14 protein-coding genes are annotated in these 15,250 nt (G+C 64.4%); 9 read left to right on the top strand and 5 right to left on the bottom strand.

All coding sequences use genetic code 11. The features are described from left to right. Positions 1-18: 18 nt before the first annotated feature. The 6 genes from OOZ51_RS17845 (at position 19) to ppc (ending at position 9,023) form a co-directional block, all read left to right on the top strand. Positions 19-1,674 (top strand): zf-HC2 domain-containing protein, encoded by a 1,656-nt coding sequence (locus tag OOZ51_RS17845; RefSeq protein WP_265981113.1) that lies wholly within the window; start codon positions 19-21, stop codon positions 1,672-1,674. Positions 1,675-1,795: 121 nt separating this feature from the next. Beyond that, the gene (locus OOZ51_RS17840; protein ID WP_265981112.1) at positions 1,796-2,710 is read left to right on the top strand and encodes a PIG-L deacetylase family protein; all 915 of its coding nucleotides are present in this window, start codon (positions 1,796-1,798) and stop codon (positions 2,708-2,710) included. Then, positions 2,710-3,615 (top strand): ATP-grasp domain-containing protein, encoded by a 906-nt coding sequence (locus tag OOZ51_RS17835; protein ID WP_265981111.1) that lies wholly within the window; start codon positions 2,710-2,712, stop codon positions 3,613-3,615. The genes OOZ51_RS17840 and OOZ51_RS17835 overlap by 1 nt, the downstream gene beginning before the upstream one ends. After that, on the top strand, positions 3,616-4,893 hold the full coding sequence (locus tag OOZ51_RS17830) for a glycosyltransferase family 2 protein (RefSeq protein WP_265981110.1): 1,278 nt from the start codon (positions 3,616-3,618) through the stop codon (positions 4,891-4,893). It abuts the gene before it with no gap. Further along, positions 4,890-6,059: a hypothetical protein gene (locus OOZ51_RS17825; protein WP_265981109.1), complete on the top strand. Its 1,170-nt coding sequence runs from the start codon at positions 4,890-4,892 to the stop codon at positions 6,057-6,059. Before OOZ51_RS17830 ends, OOZ51_RS17825 begins: the two co-directional genes overlap by 4 nt. A 165-nt stretch (positions 6,060-6,224) precedes the next feature. Continuing rightward, positions 6,225-9,023 (top strand): phosphoenolpyruvate carboxylase, encoded by a 2,799-nt coding sequence (ppc, locus tag OOZ51_RS17820; protein ID WP_265981108.1) that lies wholly within the window; start codon positions 6,225-6,227, stop codon positions 9,021-9,023. Positions 9,024-9,201: 178 nt separating this feature from the next. Here the strand turns inward: ppc and OOZ51_RS17815 are convergent, their stop codons facing one another. From OOZ51_RS17815 to OOZ51_RS17805, 3 genes are read right to left on the bottom strand one after another with little or no spacing between them, the layout of a single operon-like run. Continuing rightward, complete coding sequence (locus tag OOZ51_RS17815) at positions 9,202-9,978, bottom strand: ABC transporter ATP-binding protein (RefSeq protein WP_265981107.1); 777 nt, start codon at positions 9,976-9,978, stop codon at positions 9,202-9,204. Further along, entirely contained in the window at positions 9,971-11,134 is a 1,164-nt protein-coding gene (locus OOZ51_RS17810) for a FecCD family ABC transporter permease (RefSeq protein WP_265981106.1), read from the bottom strand. The genes OOZ51_RS17815 and OOZ51_RS17810 overlap by 8 nt, the downstream gene beginning before the upstream one ends. Further along, positions 11,127-12,416 carry an ABC transporter substrate-binding protein gene (locus OOZ51_RS17805; protein ID WP_265981105.1) on the bottom strand — a complete coding sequence of 430 codons (1,290 nt, stop codon included), beginning with the start codon at positions 12,414-12,416 and terminating at the stop codon, positions 11,127-11,129. Before OOZ51_RS17805 ends, OOZ51_RS17810 begins: the two co-directional genes overlap by 8 nt. A gap of 3 nt (positions 12,417-12,419) precedes the next feature. On the opposite strand from OOZ51_RS17805, the gene OOZ51_RS17800 reads away from it, so the two are divergent. The 3 genes from OOZ51_RS17800 (at position 12,420) to OOZ51_RS17790 (ending at position 14,395) form a co-directional block, all read left to right on the top strand. After that, positions 12,420-13,193: a DUF6390 family protein gene (locus tag OOZ51_RS17800; protein WP_265981104.1), complete on the top strand. Its 774-nt coding sequence runs from the start codon at positions 12,420-12,422 to the stop codon at positions 13,191-13,193. 75 nt (positions 13,194-13,268) lie between these two features. Continuing rightward, positions 13,269-13,832 carry a hypothetical protein gene (locus OOZ51_RS17795; RefSeq protein WP_265981103.1) on the top strand — a complete coding sequence of 188 codons (564 nt, stop codon included), beginning with the start codon at positions 13,269-13,271 and terminating at the stop codon, positions 13,830-13,832. Continuing rightward, a complete protein-coding gene (locus OOZ51_RS17790) occupies positions 13,829-14,395 on the top strand; it encodes a hypothetical protein (RefSeq protein ID WP_265981102.1) in 567 nt (188 codons plus the stop codon). The genes OOZ51_RS17795 and OOZ51_RS17790 overlap by 4 nt, the downstream gene beginning before the upstream one ends. Before the next feature lie 6 nt (positions 14,396-14,401). On the opposite strand, the gene OOZ51_RS17785 is transcribed toward OOZ51_RS17790, so the two are convergent. Continuing rightward, the gene (locus tag OOZ51_RS17785; RefSeq protein ID WP_265981101.1) at positions 14,402-14,677 is read right to left on the bottom strand and encodes a HypC/HybG/HupF family hydrogenase formation chaperone; all 276 of its coding nucleotides are present in this window, start codon (positions 14,675-14,677) and stop codon (positions 14,402-14,404) included. A gap of 12 nt (positions 14,678-14,689) precedes the next feature. Beyond that, positions 14,690-15,235: a hydrogenase maturation protease gene (locus OOZ51_RS17780; RefSeq protein ID WP_265981100.1), complete on the bottom strand. Its 546-nt coding sequence runs from the start codon at positions 15,233-15,235 to the stop codon at positions 14,690-14,692. Between the last annotated feature and the right edge of the window lie 15 nt (positions 15,236-15,250).

Here is a 15,250-nt window from a genome sequence, read left to right as displayed (position 1 = left end):
CCTTTTGGGAAGCCGTTAATGGCTCCTAGTACTACCGCTTCAACGGCCGACGCTGCCAGCGACGGTCAACTCATCGCCATGGTCCGTAGCGGGGACCTGGATGCCTATGACGGGCTGTACGCTCGGCACGTCTCCATCGCCTCCACTGTGGCTCGCAAAAACGTTGACAACCTCAGCGACGCCGACGACGTTGTTGCTGAAGCATTCCAGTCCGTTCTGCAGAGCCTGGTGGCGGGCAAAGGGCCCGAACACTTCTTCCGTGCGTACTTGTTGTCGGCGGTGACCCGGCTTTCCCACCACAAGAACCGGAAAGCCGGCCGCACGCTGCCGACCAGCGATGAGACTGTCCTTGACCACAAAATGACGCCGGACGATCCCGCGATCCAGGCCTTCGAATCACACACGGTGGCCCGGGCGTTCCGCTCGTTGCCGGAACGGTGGCAGGCGGCATTGTGGTACTTGGACGTGGAAAGGATGAAACCCGCCGCCGTCGCTCCGATCCTTGGGCTCTCGCCCAACGCCGTCTCCGCGCTTGGCATGCGGGCGAGGGAAGGGCTGCGGCGCCAGTATCTGCAGATGCATGTCAGCGAGACTGCCCAGGGCGCCTGCACGGAATTCGTCTCCCAGTTGGGATCCTACGTGCGCGGTGGCCTGTCCAAATCGGCCGCGGCGAAAGTACGGGACCATCTTGATGGTTGCGCCAAATGCACGGCGGTGCTGCTGGACCTTAAGGACGTCCAGGGAACCATGCGGGCCGTGCTCCTGCCCTTGATCACAGGTGTCCCATTGGCCGCCTGGGGAGGGAAGGTCTCAGGGCTGGGAGTTGTGGGCCACCTACCTGGGGTCCCCGCGGCTTCCGGGGTCGCCGGGATCTCGCAGCCCTTGGTGATGTCGATTTTGGCCGCGCTCGCGGTGGGGCTGGTGGTGGGCGCTCTCGGCATCGTCGAGGTCCTGACCGGCCAGCCTGCACCGAGGGCGTATCAGGATGCCGAGGTACGAACCACCCAGCCGCCCCGGCCCACGTCGACGTCGACGGCGGCACAGCCCCAGGCGCCCGCGCCCGTCGTCACTGCGTCGCCAGAGCCGCCGCTGCTTCCGGCGTGGCCGAGCGTTCCGGAACCGCCCGTGATCGCTGAGCCCCCGTTTGCGTTACCGGCTCCAGCTCCGGCGCCAGCGCCCGCGCGGTCCGCCATGCCCGCACCCACTTCCGTGCCGGCGTCGACCCCCTCGCCGACGCCGTCGCGAACCTCAACCCCGACGCCGACCCCCTCGCCGTCGTCGACTCCCTCCCCGACGCCGACGCTGACGCCAAATCGTGCGAAAGTCAGCGGTACCGCGAGCCGGACAGATTCGGGTGCGGACCCGACCAGCGCAACACTCGAACCAATCTTCACCCTGTCGCCCGGGAGTGGACTCGGGAAGGCCGCCGCCGACTTTTCGGTCAACAAGCGTGGCTCGATTTCGAGCAGTTCCGTTACCGCGCCCGCGGGCTGGACCTGCTCGCCGAAGCCGTTGGATCCTTCCAGCATCAGTTGCGCCACGAATTCGGTGCAGGCTGGCGAATTGAAGTTCACGTTCAACGTCACCATCCCGCACTACTGGCATAGCCGCACCTTGACGTATGGCTTGAGTGGGACAGGGATTGAAACGAACACCTTCTACAACAAGTTCTGACGGAAGTACCGCTCGGGAAATTCCCCACGCCCGCGGCGTCATGAAGTGCCCATCCGGCTCACTAATTCATCGGCAGTGCCCGAAGGCGGGTAGTAGGCACTAAGCATGTTTTAGGGGAGAAATGAAGGCAACGATGTTCGCCGTTGCTGGCTTTGTCGGCGCGGCCGCGGTGTATTGGGCGATGGTTCCGGCGGGCCAGCAGTGGTTCATCCGCAAGTTCAAGACACCTCACCGTTTGAGGAGAACGACGGCGGCTCTTGGCGTCGGGATGATTGCGGCTTTGGTGTTGTGCTGTCTTTTCCCGGACCAGCAGGCGTGGTTGCAGGTAGCGGTTCTCCTGGCTGGAACCGGGGTGGTGATTGGTGCGCTGGTGGCCCCGACCCTGCGGATCGACCACTCCCTGGCGGCGCAGCGCAGGAAGGTCCTGGCGATCGGTGCGCACCCGGATGACCTGGAATTGGCGTGCGGAGCCACCTTGGCGAAGCTGGTGGACGCTGGCCATGAGGTACGGACCGTGGTGATGAGCACCGGGGGCAGGGGCGGCGACAGTGCGGTCCGGGTGGCGGAGGCGGCCACGGGCTCGGATTTCATGGGGGCTTCCGAGGTTCAGGTCCATGACTTCCGGGACACGAGCCTGTCCGATCACGGGCAGGAAATGGTGCAGGTCATTGAAAACCTGATGAGCGCCTTCCGGCCGGATGTTGTCATTACCCATTCCGGGAACGACTACCACCAGGACCACCAAGCCGTTCATGCGGCCACCATGCGGGCGGCGCGCCAGCATTCCTCCATCCTGTGTTTTGAAAGTCCGTCGTCCACCCGGCATTTCAACCCGAGCGTGTTCGTGGATATCGAAGGTTACGTGGACGTCAAGATCCATGCGGTGGCCATGCACCGGAACCAGAAGGGCAAACCATATATGAGCGCAGAACGGGTCCGCAGTCTCGCGGCCTTCCGCGGCTCCCAGGTCAAGACCTCCTATGCCGAGGGTTTTGAGCCCGTGCGCCTGCTCGGCTCAGCGGTGGGGGAATTCTGATGGCCAGGATTCTGGTGACCGGCGTAGGCGGGCCGGCCGGATCCTCGCTGGCAAGGCAATTGATGGAACGCGGACACTACGTCCTGGGTGTGGACATGGAAGCGGTCCACCCCGGTTTGGCGAGCGACACGCTTGTAGTGCCCGCGGCCAGTTCCCCGGACTACGTGCAGACCCTGTGCCATCTGGCGGCGAAACGGGGCGTCGACCTCGTGGTGCCTACGGTAAGCGACGAACTTCCCCAGGTGTCCGAAGGCCGGGCCCTGTTCGGCGCCGGGGTCGAGGTGTTGATCGCTCCACGCTTGGCGGTCCACACAGCGAATGACAAATACCTGACCATGACGGCGCTCAAGGCTGCCGGAATTAGCGTTCCGGAATTCGGGCTCCCTGTGGATTTCGTCTCGGCACAGGACGCCATGGACCGCTTGGGCGGTTCAATAGTGATCAAGCCGCGCGTTTCGCGCGGCGGCAGGGGAGTGCAGCTTATTGAAAACGCTCCCGACGCCGGACATTGGGACGAGCTGGACCGCTCGCTGATCGTTCAGCGTTTCGCGCCCGGTATTGAGTACGCGCCGGTGGTTTTGCGGCACGGACCGGACAGCGACCCGGACGACGTCGTGGTGGTTCTTGAAAAGACCGAGCTCAAGGAGGGACGCGTCGGCAACGCCGTCTCGGTCAAAAGGGTGGAACCCCCGGCAGCCGGTGATGTTGCGGCCCTCGCTGCTACCGCCGTCGGGGTCCTGGGACTGACTGGACCCGCCGACGTCGACATCCGGCGAATGCCGAACAGTACCCCGGTAATCCTTGAGGTGAACGCCAGATTCGGAGCCAACAGCGCGCAGGCTCCCGAACTGGTTGATGGAGTCCTTCGCAAGTTGCGCGACAGCGCGATTGCCGGGATGGTCTGAGTGACCTTCCTGGAGTTTTTGCTGGAGTTCGTCCGGATCAGCGGCCTCATCATCCTGGGCTTCGGAGCAGTCAAGATCGCGTATGTTCCACTGGCTATGTTTTTCAATTGGCGCTACCGCGATCGGTCTTCCAAGGACTCGCTGACGGTGCTCGACCAGAAACCGCTCGTGTCTGTGATCGTCCCGGGCTACAACGAGGCCGTTGTGATCACCAAGTGCGTGGAATCCATCCTGGCCAGCCGGTACCGCAGGTTTGAAGTGATTCTGGTGGATGACGGTTCCACCGACGAGACGGCCGCCATCATGGCCGCTCTCGCTGCCGAGCATGACAGGGTCCGCTCTGTCACGCAGGCCAACGCCGGGAAGGGCGCGGCGTTGAACCGCGGGATTGCCTCGTCCCACGGCGACATCCTGATGTTTGTCGATGCCGACGGGATCTTCGCGCCGGACACCCTTCTGCACATGCTCCAGGCATTCGACCACCCGGATGTCGGTGCAGTGTGTGGCGACGACAGGCCGGTCAACCTGGACCGTGTACAGACCCGCATGCTGGCCGTCCTGAGCCACGTGGGGACAGGACTTGTGCGCAGGGCATTGTCCCTCCTGCATTGCCTGCCAATCGTGTCCGGCAACATGGGAGCCTTCCGTCGTGAATTGGTCCGGAGTGTGGGTGGATTCCACGAAGATTCGCTCGGCGAGGACCTCGAGCTGACGTGGCGTGTGTACAAAGCCGGCTACCGGGTTTGTTTCCAGCCCAAGGCTTTGGTCTATGCCGAATCTCCATCCACCGTCCGCGGGCTGTGGCGGCAAAGGGTCCGATGGTCCCGGGGACTCCTGCAGACCCTCCGGATCCACTTCGGCATGGTGGGAAACCTCCGGTACGGGTCCTTCGGCGCGTTCCTGGTGTTCAACACCGTCACCATGGTGATCATCCCGATCCTGCAGCTCCTGGTACTGGCCGTGCTGCCCTACTTGTATCTGGTTGGTCATGGTCCGGTGCCGGGCGAGGTGCTCGCCATCCTGGGCTGGCTGGGACTCTTCGTTTCCTTGGCGCTGATTGTCATCTCCCTTGGCCTGAACCGTTCCTGGCGCGATCTGCGCTATGTGTGGACCTTGCCGTTGTGGCCGCTCTATTCGGTCTTTGTGGGGCTTGCGCTAGCCAGTGCCGTGGGCAAGGAACTCAGGGGAAGCCCTGCACGGTGGAACAAGCTCCAACGCACCGGCGTGGTGTCGGTGCCTGCCTCCGGCATCAGCTCTCCCGAAATGTCCCGCGCTTGAGCGGCTATTCGGTAGAACTCGCGCGGCCTGCAGCGCTCGCTGGCCTCCTTGCCACAACGGTCCTCCTGGGCGCTTGCGCCACGGAAGAGCAGCCCCGACCCGCCGAACGGATGGTCAACCTTGGGTTCGAAGACGTGGCGGCCGAGGACCCGGCCCACCTGAAGCAGCTGGGTGGGCGGCTCGACCAGGTGCAGGCCACGGCGGTGTCCATTGCCGTCGGGCGGACCGATTGGACCGCCTTTCCCTGGGAAGCGCATCCGGAATCCGCGTCCGCCGAGGTCAAACGGACCGGCCGCGATTTTGTGGCCGAATCGATCGCGGCGCTGCAGCAGCCGGGCCCGCTCCAGCAATCCGGCCCGCTCCACCAATCCGGCTCACTCGACCAATCCGGCACAGCGCAGAAGAGGGACGTCATCCTCACCATCGACGTCCTGCTGGACAAAGCCATCACTGCCGATCCTTCCTTGGCTGGCCGCAACCCCGTGGGCAAGGCTTCCGGCAGCTTCGCCAGTCTTTCTTCGCTTCGGACCGGAGTTGCAGGTACCCGGCTGGCGGAGCTGGCGGCGGCTGTGGCCAAGAGGTACCGGCCCACCGCCGTCAACCTGACCGAGCTCATGTTCGATGAATACACCTTCGGCCCGGACGATCTGCAGGACTTCACATCAGCCATGCACCGGAGCGATTGGCCCCGCCGCGCGGACGGAACCATAGACACTGCCGCCGCGGAGGTGACCGCTTGGCGCACTCACGCGATGGCGGACATCGTGCGCAAAGTCCGCTCCGCCGTCGAACCTTTTGGAGTGGACCTGGACATGGATGTCCGCTCTCCGAGCGTGTCCGCCAGTGCGGACCGCGCGGACAGTGGCCAGAATTATGACCTCCTGTTGGAGCAACTGGACCGGATCCATGTGTGGGAGTACGTGGGCCTCAACAACGAGCGGTCACCAGGAACGGAAGAGCTCGTCAAGGCGCTGCGGCAGCGTGCCGGGACGCGGTATTCCTTGTCTATCGGACTGTGGTCCGGGGATGGCTCCATCTCTCCGGATGAGCTGGAGCGGACCTTGCGTCTGGCGGCCGACGGCGGTGCGGCATCGGTTTCGGTCACGCCCGCCAGCCTCATGGGTGACGGGCATTGGGACGCGCTCCGCCGGGCGTGGGCACGGTGAGGTCGAGTCGCCTGTTGCGCTCGCCGAGTTGAGGGGCGACAACATTTGAGACCGATTGCCACCGCCGGAGCCGCTGCGGGTAAGATTCCCTAGGAATATTAGTAATCCGGCTCACAGTATCCAGCGCAGTGTACGGGCCACACCCAACGCCAGAAGGTATTTTTCATGGTTGACACTGCACATCTCAGCACCGACCTTGCCGCGGAACTCCGGGCCGACGTCCGCCGCGTCTCCACGCTTCTCGGAGAGTCGCTGGTCCGCCAGCACGGCCCGGAGCTGCTGCAGCTCGTCGAGCAGGTACGCCTGCTCACCAAGGAATCCAAGGAAGCCGCCCGGGGCGGCGCTGACGCCACCGGCCCGTGGAGCGCGCACGACGTCGTCGCCCAGGTCCGGGAGCTGCTCGCCTCGTTGCCGCTTGAGGAAGCCACTGAGCTGGTCCGCGCCTTCGCCTTCTATTTCCACCTCGCCAACGCCGCCGAGCAAGTGCACCGCGTCCGCGGACTGCGCACACGCCAGGAAAAGGACGGCTGGTTGGCCAAAGCCGTGGCCGAGATCGCCGATGAGGCAGGAACCCAGGCCCTGCAGGACGTCGTCAATGAGCTGGACGTTCGCCCCATTTTCACCGCGCACCCCACCGAGGCATCCCGCCGTTCCGTGCTGGACAAGATCCGTAAGCTCTCAGACGTGCTGGCCGAATCCACCCTTGAGGGCACGGCCGCCCGCCGTCGCCAGGACCGCCGGCTCGCCGAGATCATCGACCAGATGTGGCAGACGGACGAACTGCGCCAAGTGCGTCCCACCCCGGTGGACGAGGCCCGCAACGCCATCTACTACCTGAGCAGCATCCTGACCGACGCCATGCCGGAAATGCTCACGGACCTTACTGAACTGTTGAGTGAGCACGGCGTGGTCCTGCCCGCGCAGAGCGCCCCCATCCGCTTCGGCTCCTGGATCGGCGGAGACCGCGACGGCAACCCGAACGTCACCGCTTCGGTCACGCGCGAAATCCTGCAGCTTCAAAACCAGCATGCCGTGCGGATCAGCATCTCGATGATCGACGAACTGATTTCAGTCCTCTCGAACTCCACCGCGTTGGTGGATACGGAAGAAGACCTCCTGGACTCGATCGCCGTCGACCTCAGGAACCTGCCCGGCCTGGACAAGCGCATCCTTGAGCTGAACGCGCAGGAGCCGTACCGCCTCAAACTGACGTGCATCAAGGCCAAGCTCATCAACACCGGCCGCCGCGTGGCTGCGTCCAATTACCACGAAGCCGGCCGCGACTACGCCTCAACCTCGGAGCTTTTGGCCGAACTCGAGCTGATGGAAGCCTCGCTACGCAAGCACTCGGCCGCGCTCGTGGCCGACGGCGCCCTGGCCCGCGTCCGCCGCGCGATCGCCTCGTTCGGGCTGCACCTGGCGACCCTCGACATCCGTGAACATGCCGACTACCACCACGACGCCGTCGGGCAATTGGTGGACCGGCTCGGCGTCAGGACGCCCTACGGGGAGTTGAGCCGCGCCGAACGCTTCGAGCGGCTGAGCGCGGAGCTGGCTTCGCGCCGGCCGCTCTCCGGCCACCCCATCAAGCTCGACGGCGACGGCGACCGCACGTACGACGTCTTCCGCAGCATCCGCCACGCCCTCCAGACTTACGGGCCGGACGTCGTCGAGACCTACATCATTTCCATGACGCGCGGCGCGGACGACGTCCTTGCCGCCGCGGTGCTTGCACGCGAAGCCGGGCTAATCGATCTCTTTGGCTCGGCTCCTTATGCCAAGATCGGATTCGCCCCCCTCCTTGAAACCGTGGAAGAGCTGCGTGCCTCGGCCGAAATCGTGGACCTGCTGCTCTCGGATCCCTCTTACCGCGAGCTCGTCCGGCTGCGTGGGGATGTCCAGGAGATCATGCTCGGCTACTCGGACTCCAACAAGGAGTCCGGCGTGATGACCAGCCAGTGGGAGATCCACAAAACCCAGCGCAAATTGCGCGACGTCGCCGCCAAGCACGGCGTAAACGTCCGGTTGTTCCATGGCCGCGGAGGCTCCGTAGGCCGTGGCGGCGGACCCACCTACGACGCCATCATGGCCCAGCCCAATGGCGTGCTCGAAGGCGCCATCAAGTTCACCGAGCAAGGCGAAGTCATTTCGGACAAGTACTCCCTGCCGGAGCTCGCCCGCGAAAACCTGGAACTCTCCCTGGCCGCCGTGATGCAGGGCTCCGCGCTGCACCGCACCCCGCGCACCTCCGACGATGAGCGCGAACGCTACGGCCAGGTCATGGAGATCATTTCCGATGCCGCGTTTGCCCGGTACCGCACCCTGATCGACGATCCGGACCTGCCCGCGTACTTCCTGGCCTCGACGCCGGTGGAGCAGCTCGGATCCCTGAACATCGGCTCGCGGCCCTCCAAGCGCCCCGATTCCGGCGCAGGATTGGGTGGTCTCCGGGCCATCCCGTGGGTGTTCGGTTGGACGCAGTCGCGGCAGATCGTTCCGGGCTGGTTCGGCGTGGGGTCGGGCCTCAAGGCCGCACGCGAGGCAGGCAATACGGCTGAGCTCGCGGAGATGATGGAGCGCTGGCACTTCTTCCAGTCGGTGATCTCCAACGTGGAGATGACCCTGGCCAAGACGGACATGGACATCGCCGGGCACTATGTGTCCTCGCTGGTTCCGGAAGAGCTCCACCATCTCTTCAAGGCGATCCGCGCTGAGTACGATCTCACGGTCGCAGAGGTGGAGCTCCTGAGCGGCGAGACCGAGCTCCTGGAAGCCCAGCCGACACTCAAACGCTCCCTCGAAATCCGCGACCAATACCTCGACCCCATCAGCTACCTGCAGGTGGAGTTGTTGCGCCGCGTCCGGGAAGCCTCCATTTCCGGCGCCGAGATCGACGAACGCCTCCAGCGGGCCATGCTCATCACCGTCAACGGTGTCGCCGCCGGCCTCCGCAACACCGGCTAGCCGGTTCCCTCCCCCTTTGTCCCCTACCTTCCGACGCTCGCTCACTTATATGGGCGTTTTCGGGCACCCTCCTGCAGATCATCTGCAGGAGGGTGCCGCCGTTTGGGCTCATATGTGAGCGAGCGTCGGGCTGGAAGGGCTCATACGTGAGCGGGCGTCACCCGGGTCCGACGCTCGCTCACTTATGCGGGCGTTCGCCGGAACGCTCCTGCACATTTGGCCCGTAATCCACCACGATCGTCATGCGGGGCACGCCGTCGTCGGAATACGACAGGGTGCTGACGGGAACGCCGTAGAGGCGCGAAAGCTCGGTGTCGGTTAGCAGCTCAGAGGCGAGGCCGGCGCGTGCGCCGGTTCGGCCCAAGAGGACTACCTGACTAGCAAGGTGCATCGCGTGGTCCGGATGATGGGTACTCAGGAGCAACGCCATGCCATCGGCCATGAGTTCGCGCAGCAGCGTCAAGACCCGCACCTGGTTCTTCAGGTCGAGGCCGGTGACCGGCTCGTCGAGGACCAAGAGGGGTGAGCCTGCGGCGATGGCCCGGGCTATCAGAACCAGTTGCTGCTCACCGCCGCTCAGGGTGGGGAAGAGCCGGTCTTGGAGGTCGGCGGCGCCCACTCGTTCCATGGCTTCCAAGGCTGCGGCGCGATCGGCATAGCCCGGCGTGCGGAAAACGCCCACATGCCTCGCCCGCCCCATCAACACCATGTCCAGCGCGCGGTGGGCGAAGGCGCTGCCATGCGCCTGGGGCACGAACCCCGCGCTCTGCTCCCCGAGAACCACCCCTTCCACGGGCGCCAGCAGCCCGGCAGCGCAGCGAACCAAGGTGGTCTTACCGCTTCCGTTAGGTCCCAACACTGCGGTTGCCGTGCCCGGGGACACCCTGAAGCTCACGTCCCGAAAGACCCATTTCCGCTGGTTGTAGCCAAAGCCCACCTGGTCCAGCTCAAGCACTCTCCCAGATCCTTTCCCGGTTGCGGCGAAGGAGCAGGAAGAACACGGGTGCGCCGATCAGCGCCGTGAGGACGCCTAGGGGGATTTCACCGGCGGTTGCCGTCCGGGCCACCGTGTCCACCAAGACGATATAGGTGGCGCCGAGCAGGAAGGACACGGGAAGCAGCACCCGGTGGTCAGGCCCCACCCACATGCGGGCAAGGTGCGGAACCACCAAGCCCACCCAGCTCACCGCGCCGCTGACGGCGACGGCTCCGGCCACGATCAGCGCCACCGCAAGCAGCACCACCCAGCGCAGCGGCCGCGGCCGCACGCCCAGGGCCGCGGCGTCGTCGTCGCCCAAGGAAAGCACATTGATCCGCCAGCGTAGGGCCAACAGTACGACGGCGCCGCCCAAGATGGGGACCACGGCAACCAGCACTTTGGTGAAGGTGGCCGTGGCCACGCTCCCGAGGAGCCAGAACACGATGGCGGGCAGGGTGGTGTTCGGATCCGCGACATACGTCACCAATGCGACGAGGGCCGAGAAGAACGATCCCGTGACCACGCCGCCGAGCACGACCATCAACATCGGCGTCCCCCCGCGGCCCGAAGTGATCAGGAACAAGGTTGCAAGGGCGATCATGCCGAATGCAAAAGAGCCGGTGACCAGGAGCGCTGACTCGAGACCCAGCAGCAACGCGAGCGCGCCGCCGAAAGACGCCCCGGCCGAGACGCCGATGATTTCCGGGCTAACCAAGGGATTGCGGAAAACGGCCTGCAGGGCTGCGCCGCCGAGCGCCAGTCCGCCGCCCACCAGCGCCGCGAGCAGGATTCGGGGCATCCGGACAAGCAGCACGACGTTCTGCTCTGTGCTGCTCGTTTCGTTAGGGAACGGGACTAACCGGGAGGCCAGGATCTCGACGACGTGCCCCAGGGGAACGCTGTAGCGGCCTACTGCCAGCGCCAACAGTCCTGCCGCGATGAGGAACACGGCGGCCAGCGCGATGGGCACAACGACGGTGGGTTCGCGCCGCTGGTCGCGGGGTCCCAGCCCGGCTCGTTCCCGTGAGAGCGGACGACGACGGCGCGCGCTGCCTGAGCCGGTGCGGTTCAGACCGCGTTGCTTGGGTTCGTGGCGGCGACGCAGGCGGGGAGGGCTGGTTTCATCAAGCATTGAATTGCTGGTAGTTGGCGGAAGCGCTGTTGTTGGAAGTCCAGAGGATCTTGTTCAGTTCGTCGGCTGTGGGCTCGTGGTTGTACAGGAAGCGGAAGTAGTCGCTGACCTTGCTCCGGAGCGGAGACTTTTCCTGGGGGAAGGCGATATCGGCGAGCCAATGCCACATGAGCGGCGACTCCTGCCCGGGAGGATCCCAGCGGTACCCGCCTAGGGGCACTTTATAGACCCGGCGGGAGCGCACGGCGGAAACGTTCTGCCACACGGGGTTCGAGTAGATATCTTGTGGCATGGCGTTGTCGAAGTTACCCAACAATATGACTTCCGGATCCCATTTCAGGACCTGTTCCACGTCCAGGCCGATCATCCCGGAGCCCGGCAGCGGGTCCTTTCCGGTGGCGGGGTTGGTAGCCCCGATGAGCTTGATGTAGAAGTCGTTGTAGCTGTTGGCGCCCGCAACTTTGAGGCCGCCCGTGAACCTGTTGAAGTACAGGACGCTGGGGCCTTTGGGGGTACGTGCAGCCGCCTGCGACTGGATGGCGGCCAGTTCCTGGTCGCTCCGCGCCTTGATCTGGACGGCGCGCTCGGGTTTTCCCAGCATTGCGGCAAACATCGTGATCCAGGCGTCCACGTCCTGCTGGGTGCCGGTGTTTTTCAGGCCAATGACGGTGAGCCCTGCTTTTTCGAGCGGTTCGACCAGTTGCGCGTCCGACCACTGGATGACGACGTCGGGATTCAGGGCGCGCACGCTCTCTACGTTCGGAGTGAAGTCCTGCGCGGCGATATCGTGCGGGATGTTCAGGGCGCCGGGAAACATGGTCCCCATGACGCCGTCGCGCATGGCCATCCACGAAACGTTGTGCATGGCGGCCAGGTGATCCGAGCTTTGGTCGACGGCGACAAGCAGCGATGCTGCCGGCATCGGAATGGTCACAACCCGCGTGACCGGGCGGGCAAAGGTTGCCGTCTTGCCGCGCTGGTCGGTGACGCTGATGCTGGATGCGGACGACACTGCGGAAGCGGACGACGGCGGTGCGGAGCCGGCTGGGCCGCTGCATCCGGCAAGGAAGGTGGCGGAGCCGCCAGCCACGAGGATCTGGAGGGCAGTGCGGCGGTCTAGCTCGGAGGTTCCCATGGTTTGACCCCTCTGTGCGTCGGTCTTCACAGCATCCGCTCGTAGGGTTTGGGTGTCAACGATTTTGCGGCTGCGGAGGACCGCGAATCCCTTGTCCCGGGTCTGCCCCGGTGCTACTTTCAAGAGACCCTTGTAGAAGGTGGCCACGCGATGATCGTCGATGGTGCGCAGTTGTTTGTCCGCTACGCTTATCCGCCGAATGCCCGGGGCAGCTGCGGGCCTCCGGACAGTGATGCGCTGCTTCACTACGGCCAATCCGGCGTCACTGATCAAGGGCTACGGCAACTCGCCAAAGGCTTCGCGGGGGCGTGGCCGTACCTTGAACTCATCGCGGGTTCCACCGGGATAGCGGATCCGCTCGATGCCCGCGTAGTGGAGGCCTATTGGGTGGGCAACAGCCTGTTGGATTCCGTGGGCATCACAAACATCGGGAACTCGATGGAAAATCGGTTCCGGGCCCGCACTGGCCTGCAGTTCCCGCATTTGGTTGAAGGCGTACTGGCAGGCGGAGTGCCGCACCACAGCTTCCATGTCTTTGAGATCTATCCTTGGCTGGGCCTGCTCCGTGACGAGCGACGGTACGCAACCGCTTTGAATGTGCTTGACCGGTGCCGGATCCGGTGGGGTGAGGTCTTGGCCATCACCGGCGACGAGGCCGTGGTCAGTTCGAGGCCCCTTGTGTGGGACGGAGTGGCGCTAGGCGTCGGTGAACCCGCGGTGGAGTCGGCCAAATTTGCCGTGAATGGGACCGGATTCATCGCCGGATTGAGCGTTGGCGACACCGTCTCGTTGCACTGGGACTGGGTGTGTGACCGGCTCACTCCGCATCAACTCCAGCAGCTGAAGCACTTCACGGCGCGCCATCTCAAGATCGCCAACACGGGCGTTGAACACCGTGGCGCCGCGATCGCGCTAGAACACTAGATGCGGAACTCAATCGGGCCTGACGCTGCCGCTGGCGATCAAAGATGGCAGCCAATAGTCAGAGTCGCGGCCAGCGTGACGATCATCGGGATCGCCGTGGCGTCGCTGATTTGGCTGGTGGTTGGACCGGCCGTCGACCCGCTCACGCGAATCTTGGTTGCCGTCGCCCACGTGTTTCTCGGGGCAACCGGAGTGGTCATTTTGATCGGTCGGAGCAGGCGAGACCGTCTGATGTTGACGCGCCGTCGATGGAAGTACGCGAGTTCCGTTGTCCTAGGCGGAACGGGGTTGGTGCTCCTGATTCTCAGCATCGCCAGCCCGCGACGGAGTCCGACTCCCACCCTCTACAGCATGTTTCTTGGCATGGGATTGTCCCAACTATTCGAACCGGCGTCCGCGGCGAACCTCAGGACCGCGTCACTCAGCGAACGTGATGCGAAAACCTGGAAACGGATCGGGGTTTCCCTCTTAGTTGCGGGTATCGTCATCGTCGCTGGAGGTGCGGCAATCTCAGCCCTCACCGGACTAATGGACTGGTCGGCCGCCCTGATTCCAGTCGGGCTCATGGCCCTAGTCTTTTCAGTCATCGTATGGGTGCTCCTGAGGGCCCGAACGGGTCAATCGAGGTCAGGGCCTTGACTTCCGCAAGCCCGAGGGACTGGATCTGGCTCCACAGGAAGCTTCTCTTACCCTGGTTCCTTGCCGTCACTGCCGTGGTGGTCTTCCTTGTCTCTTTGGCCACGGGGGTTCCCTGGCCTCGCGCACTCTTCATGGTCGTATTTAATATCGGGTGGTGGGCTGCGGTGTGGTTCCTCCTTATGCGCGCGCAAATGAAAAGGAAGAGTGCACTGGACGAACAAGGGATCAGCATCGTGCATATACGCTATCCGGGTTCGGCACCCGGATCGTTGGGAGACCTGTGGGCAGGTGGCATTGCCCGCTGCGGTCCGGGAAAGATTGTTTTCCAGGAGACCATGGACGGCACCGACGTTCCGCTGGGCAGGCCCAAAACGCTCGACGTCGTGGAACTCACTCAACAGCCAGAGCTAGCTGATCGCACTCACCACCGCCATCTGTTTCCGGGCTGGAGCGTGCTGAGGCTGACTCTGGCCAAGGGTGAGCTTGAGGTTGCTGCCGAACCCCAAGTACTGGCGAAAGTGACGCAGGAGGTGCTTGGAACTGGTCCGTCCATCGAGCCATGACGGCGGTCAGCCCTCGACGGCGGCCTGGCTGGCTCCCGCTTGCGGCTCCCGTGGCTGGCCCATCAACTCCAGGCCGCTGAGGGCGAGTTCCGCGCCTTCAGCATCCACCCGTTCCAGGGCAAATCCCATGTGGATGAGAACCCAGGTACCGGGCTCCAGCGGACCGTCGTCCAGGAGCCCGATGTTGATCTTCCGCTGGACCCCTGCAACGTCCACAAGGGCGAGCTGGTTGCCGTAGCCCTCAACAAGCTCGATGACCTGACCAGGTATTCCAAGGCACATGGCGGTACTCCCTTAAGCGGTTACGGATGGGTTGACGGGTGTGTGGCGGGCGAGGAGGGATACGACCGCGGAAACGGCCCCGGGCACGGCGGCCGACACAGGGTCCGACAATCCGATTCCCTCGCTCACATCCGCGGGCACGCAGCCCACGACGTAGGTTGTGGGCAGTTCGCCGCCGAGGATGCGAAGCCGCCCAAGCACGGCTGCGGGGTTCATACCGTGAGGGTCCAAAGCCGCGCGCCCGTCAAGATCTTCAGAGCGGATTTGCATAACGCGAATGCTTCCCGCCGCGCAACGCGCCTGCTCCCCATTTTCCAAAGACGGCTCAGGCTCACAAGGCACCGCGTCCACGAGGACCAGGACCTCCACGCCATCGAGCAAGTCGTAGGCCAAATGCATACCGCGGATGCCGTAGTCCACCACGCGGACATCGGCCGTCAATAGATCGGACTCGGACGCAAGCCGCCGTGCCACCTCCGGCCCGAACCCGTCGTCGCGCAGGAAAATATTGCCCACGCCTGCCACCAAGACCCGGGCTGCCGCCTGCCGAGCAGACACGGCGGGCGCTCCAGA

The organism is Arthrobacter rhizophilus, from assembly GCF_026241105.1.
Lineage (GTDB): Bacteria > Actinomycetota > Actinomycetes > Actinomycetales > Micrococcaceae > Arthrobacter.
The sequence above is the reverse complement of the archived record's forward strand: the minus strand, read 5'-3'. Positions and strand labels throughout refer to the sequence as shown.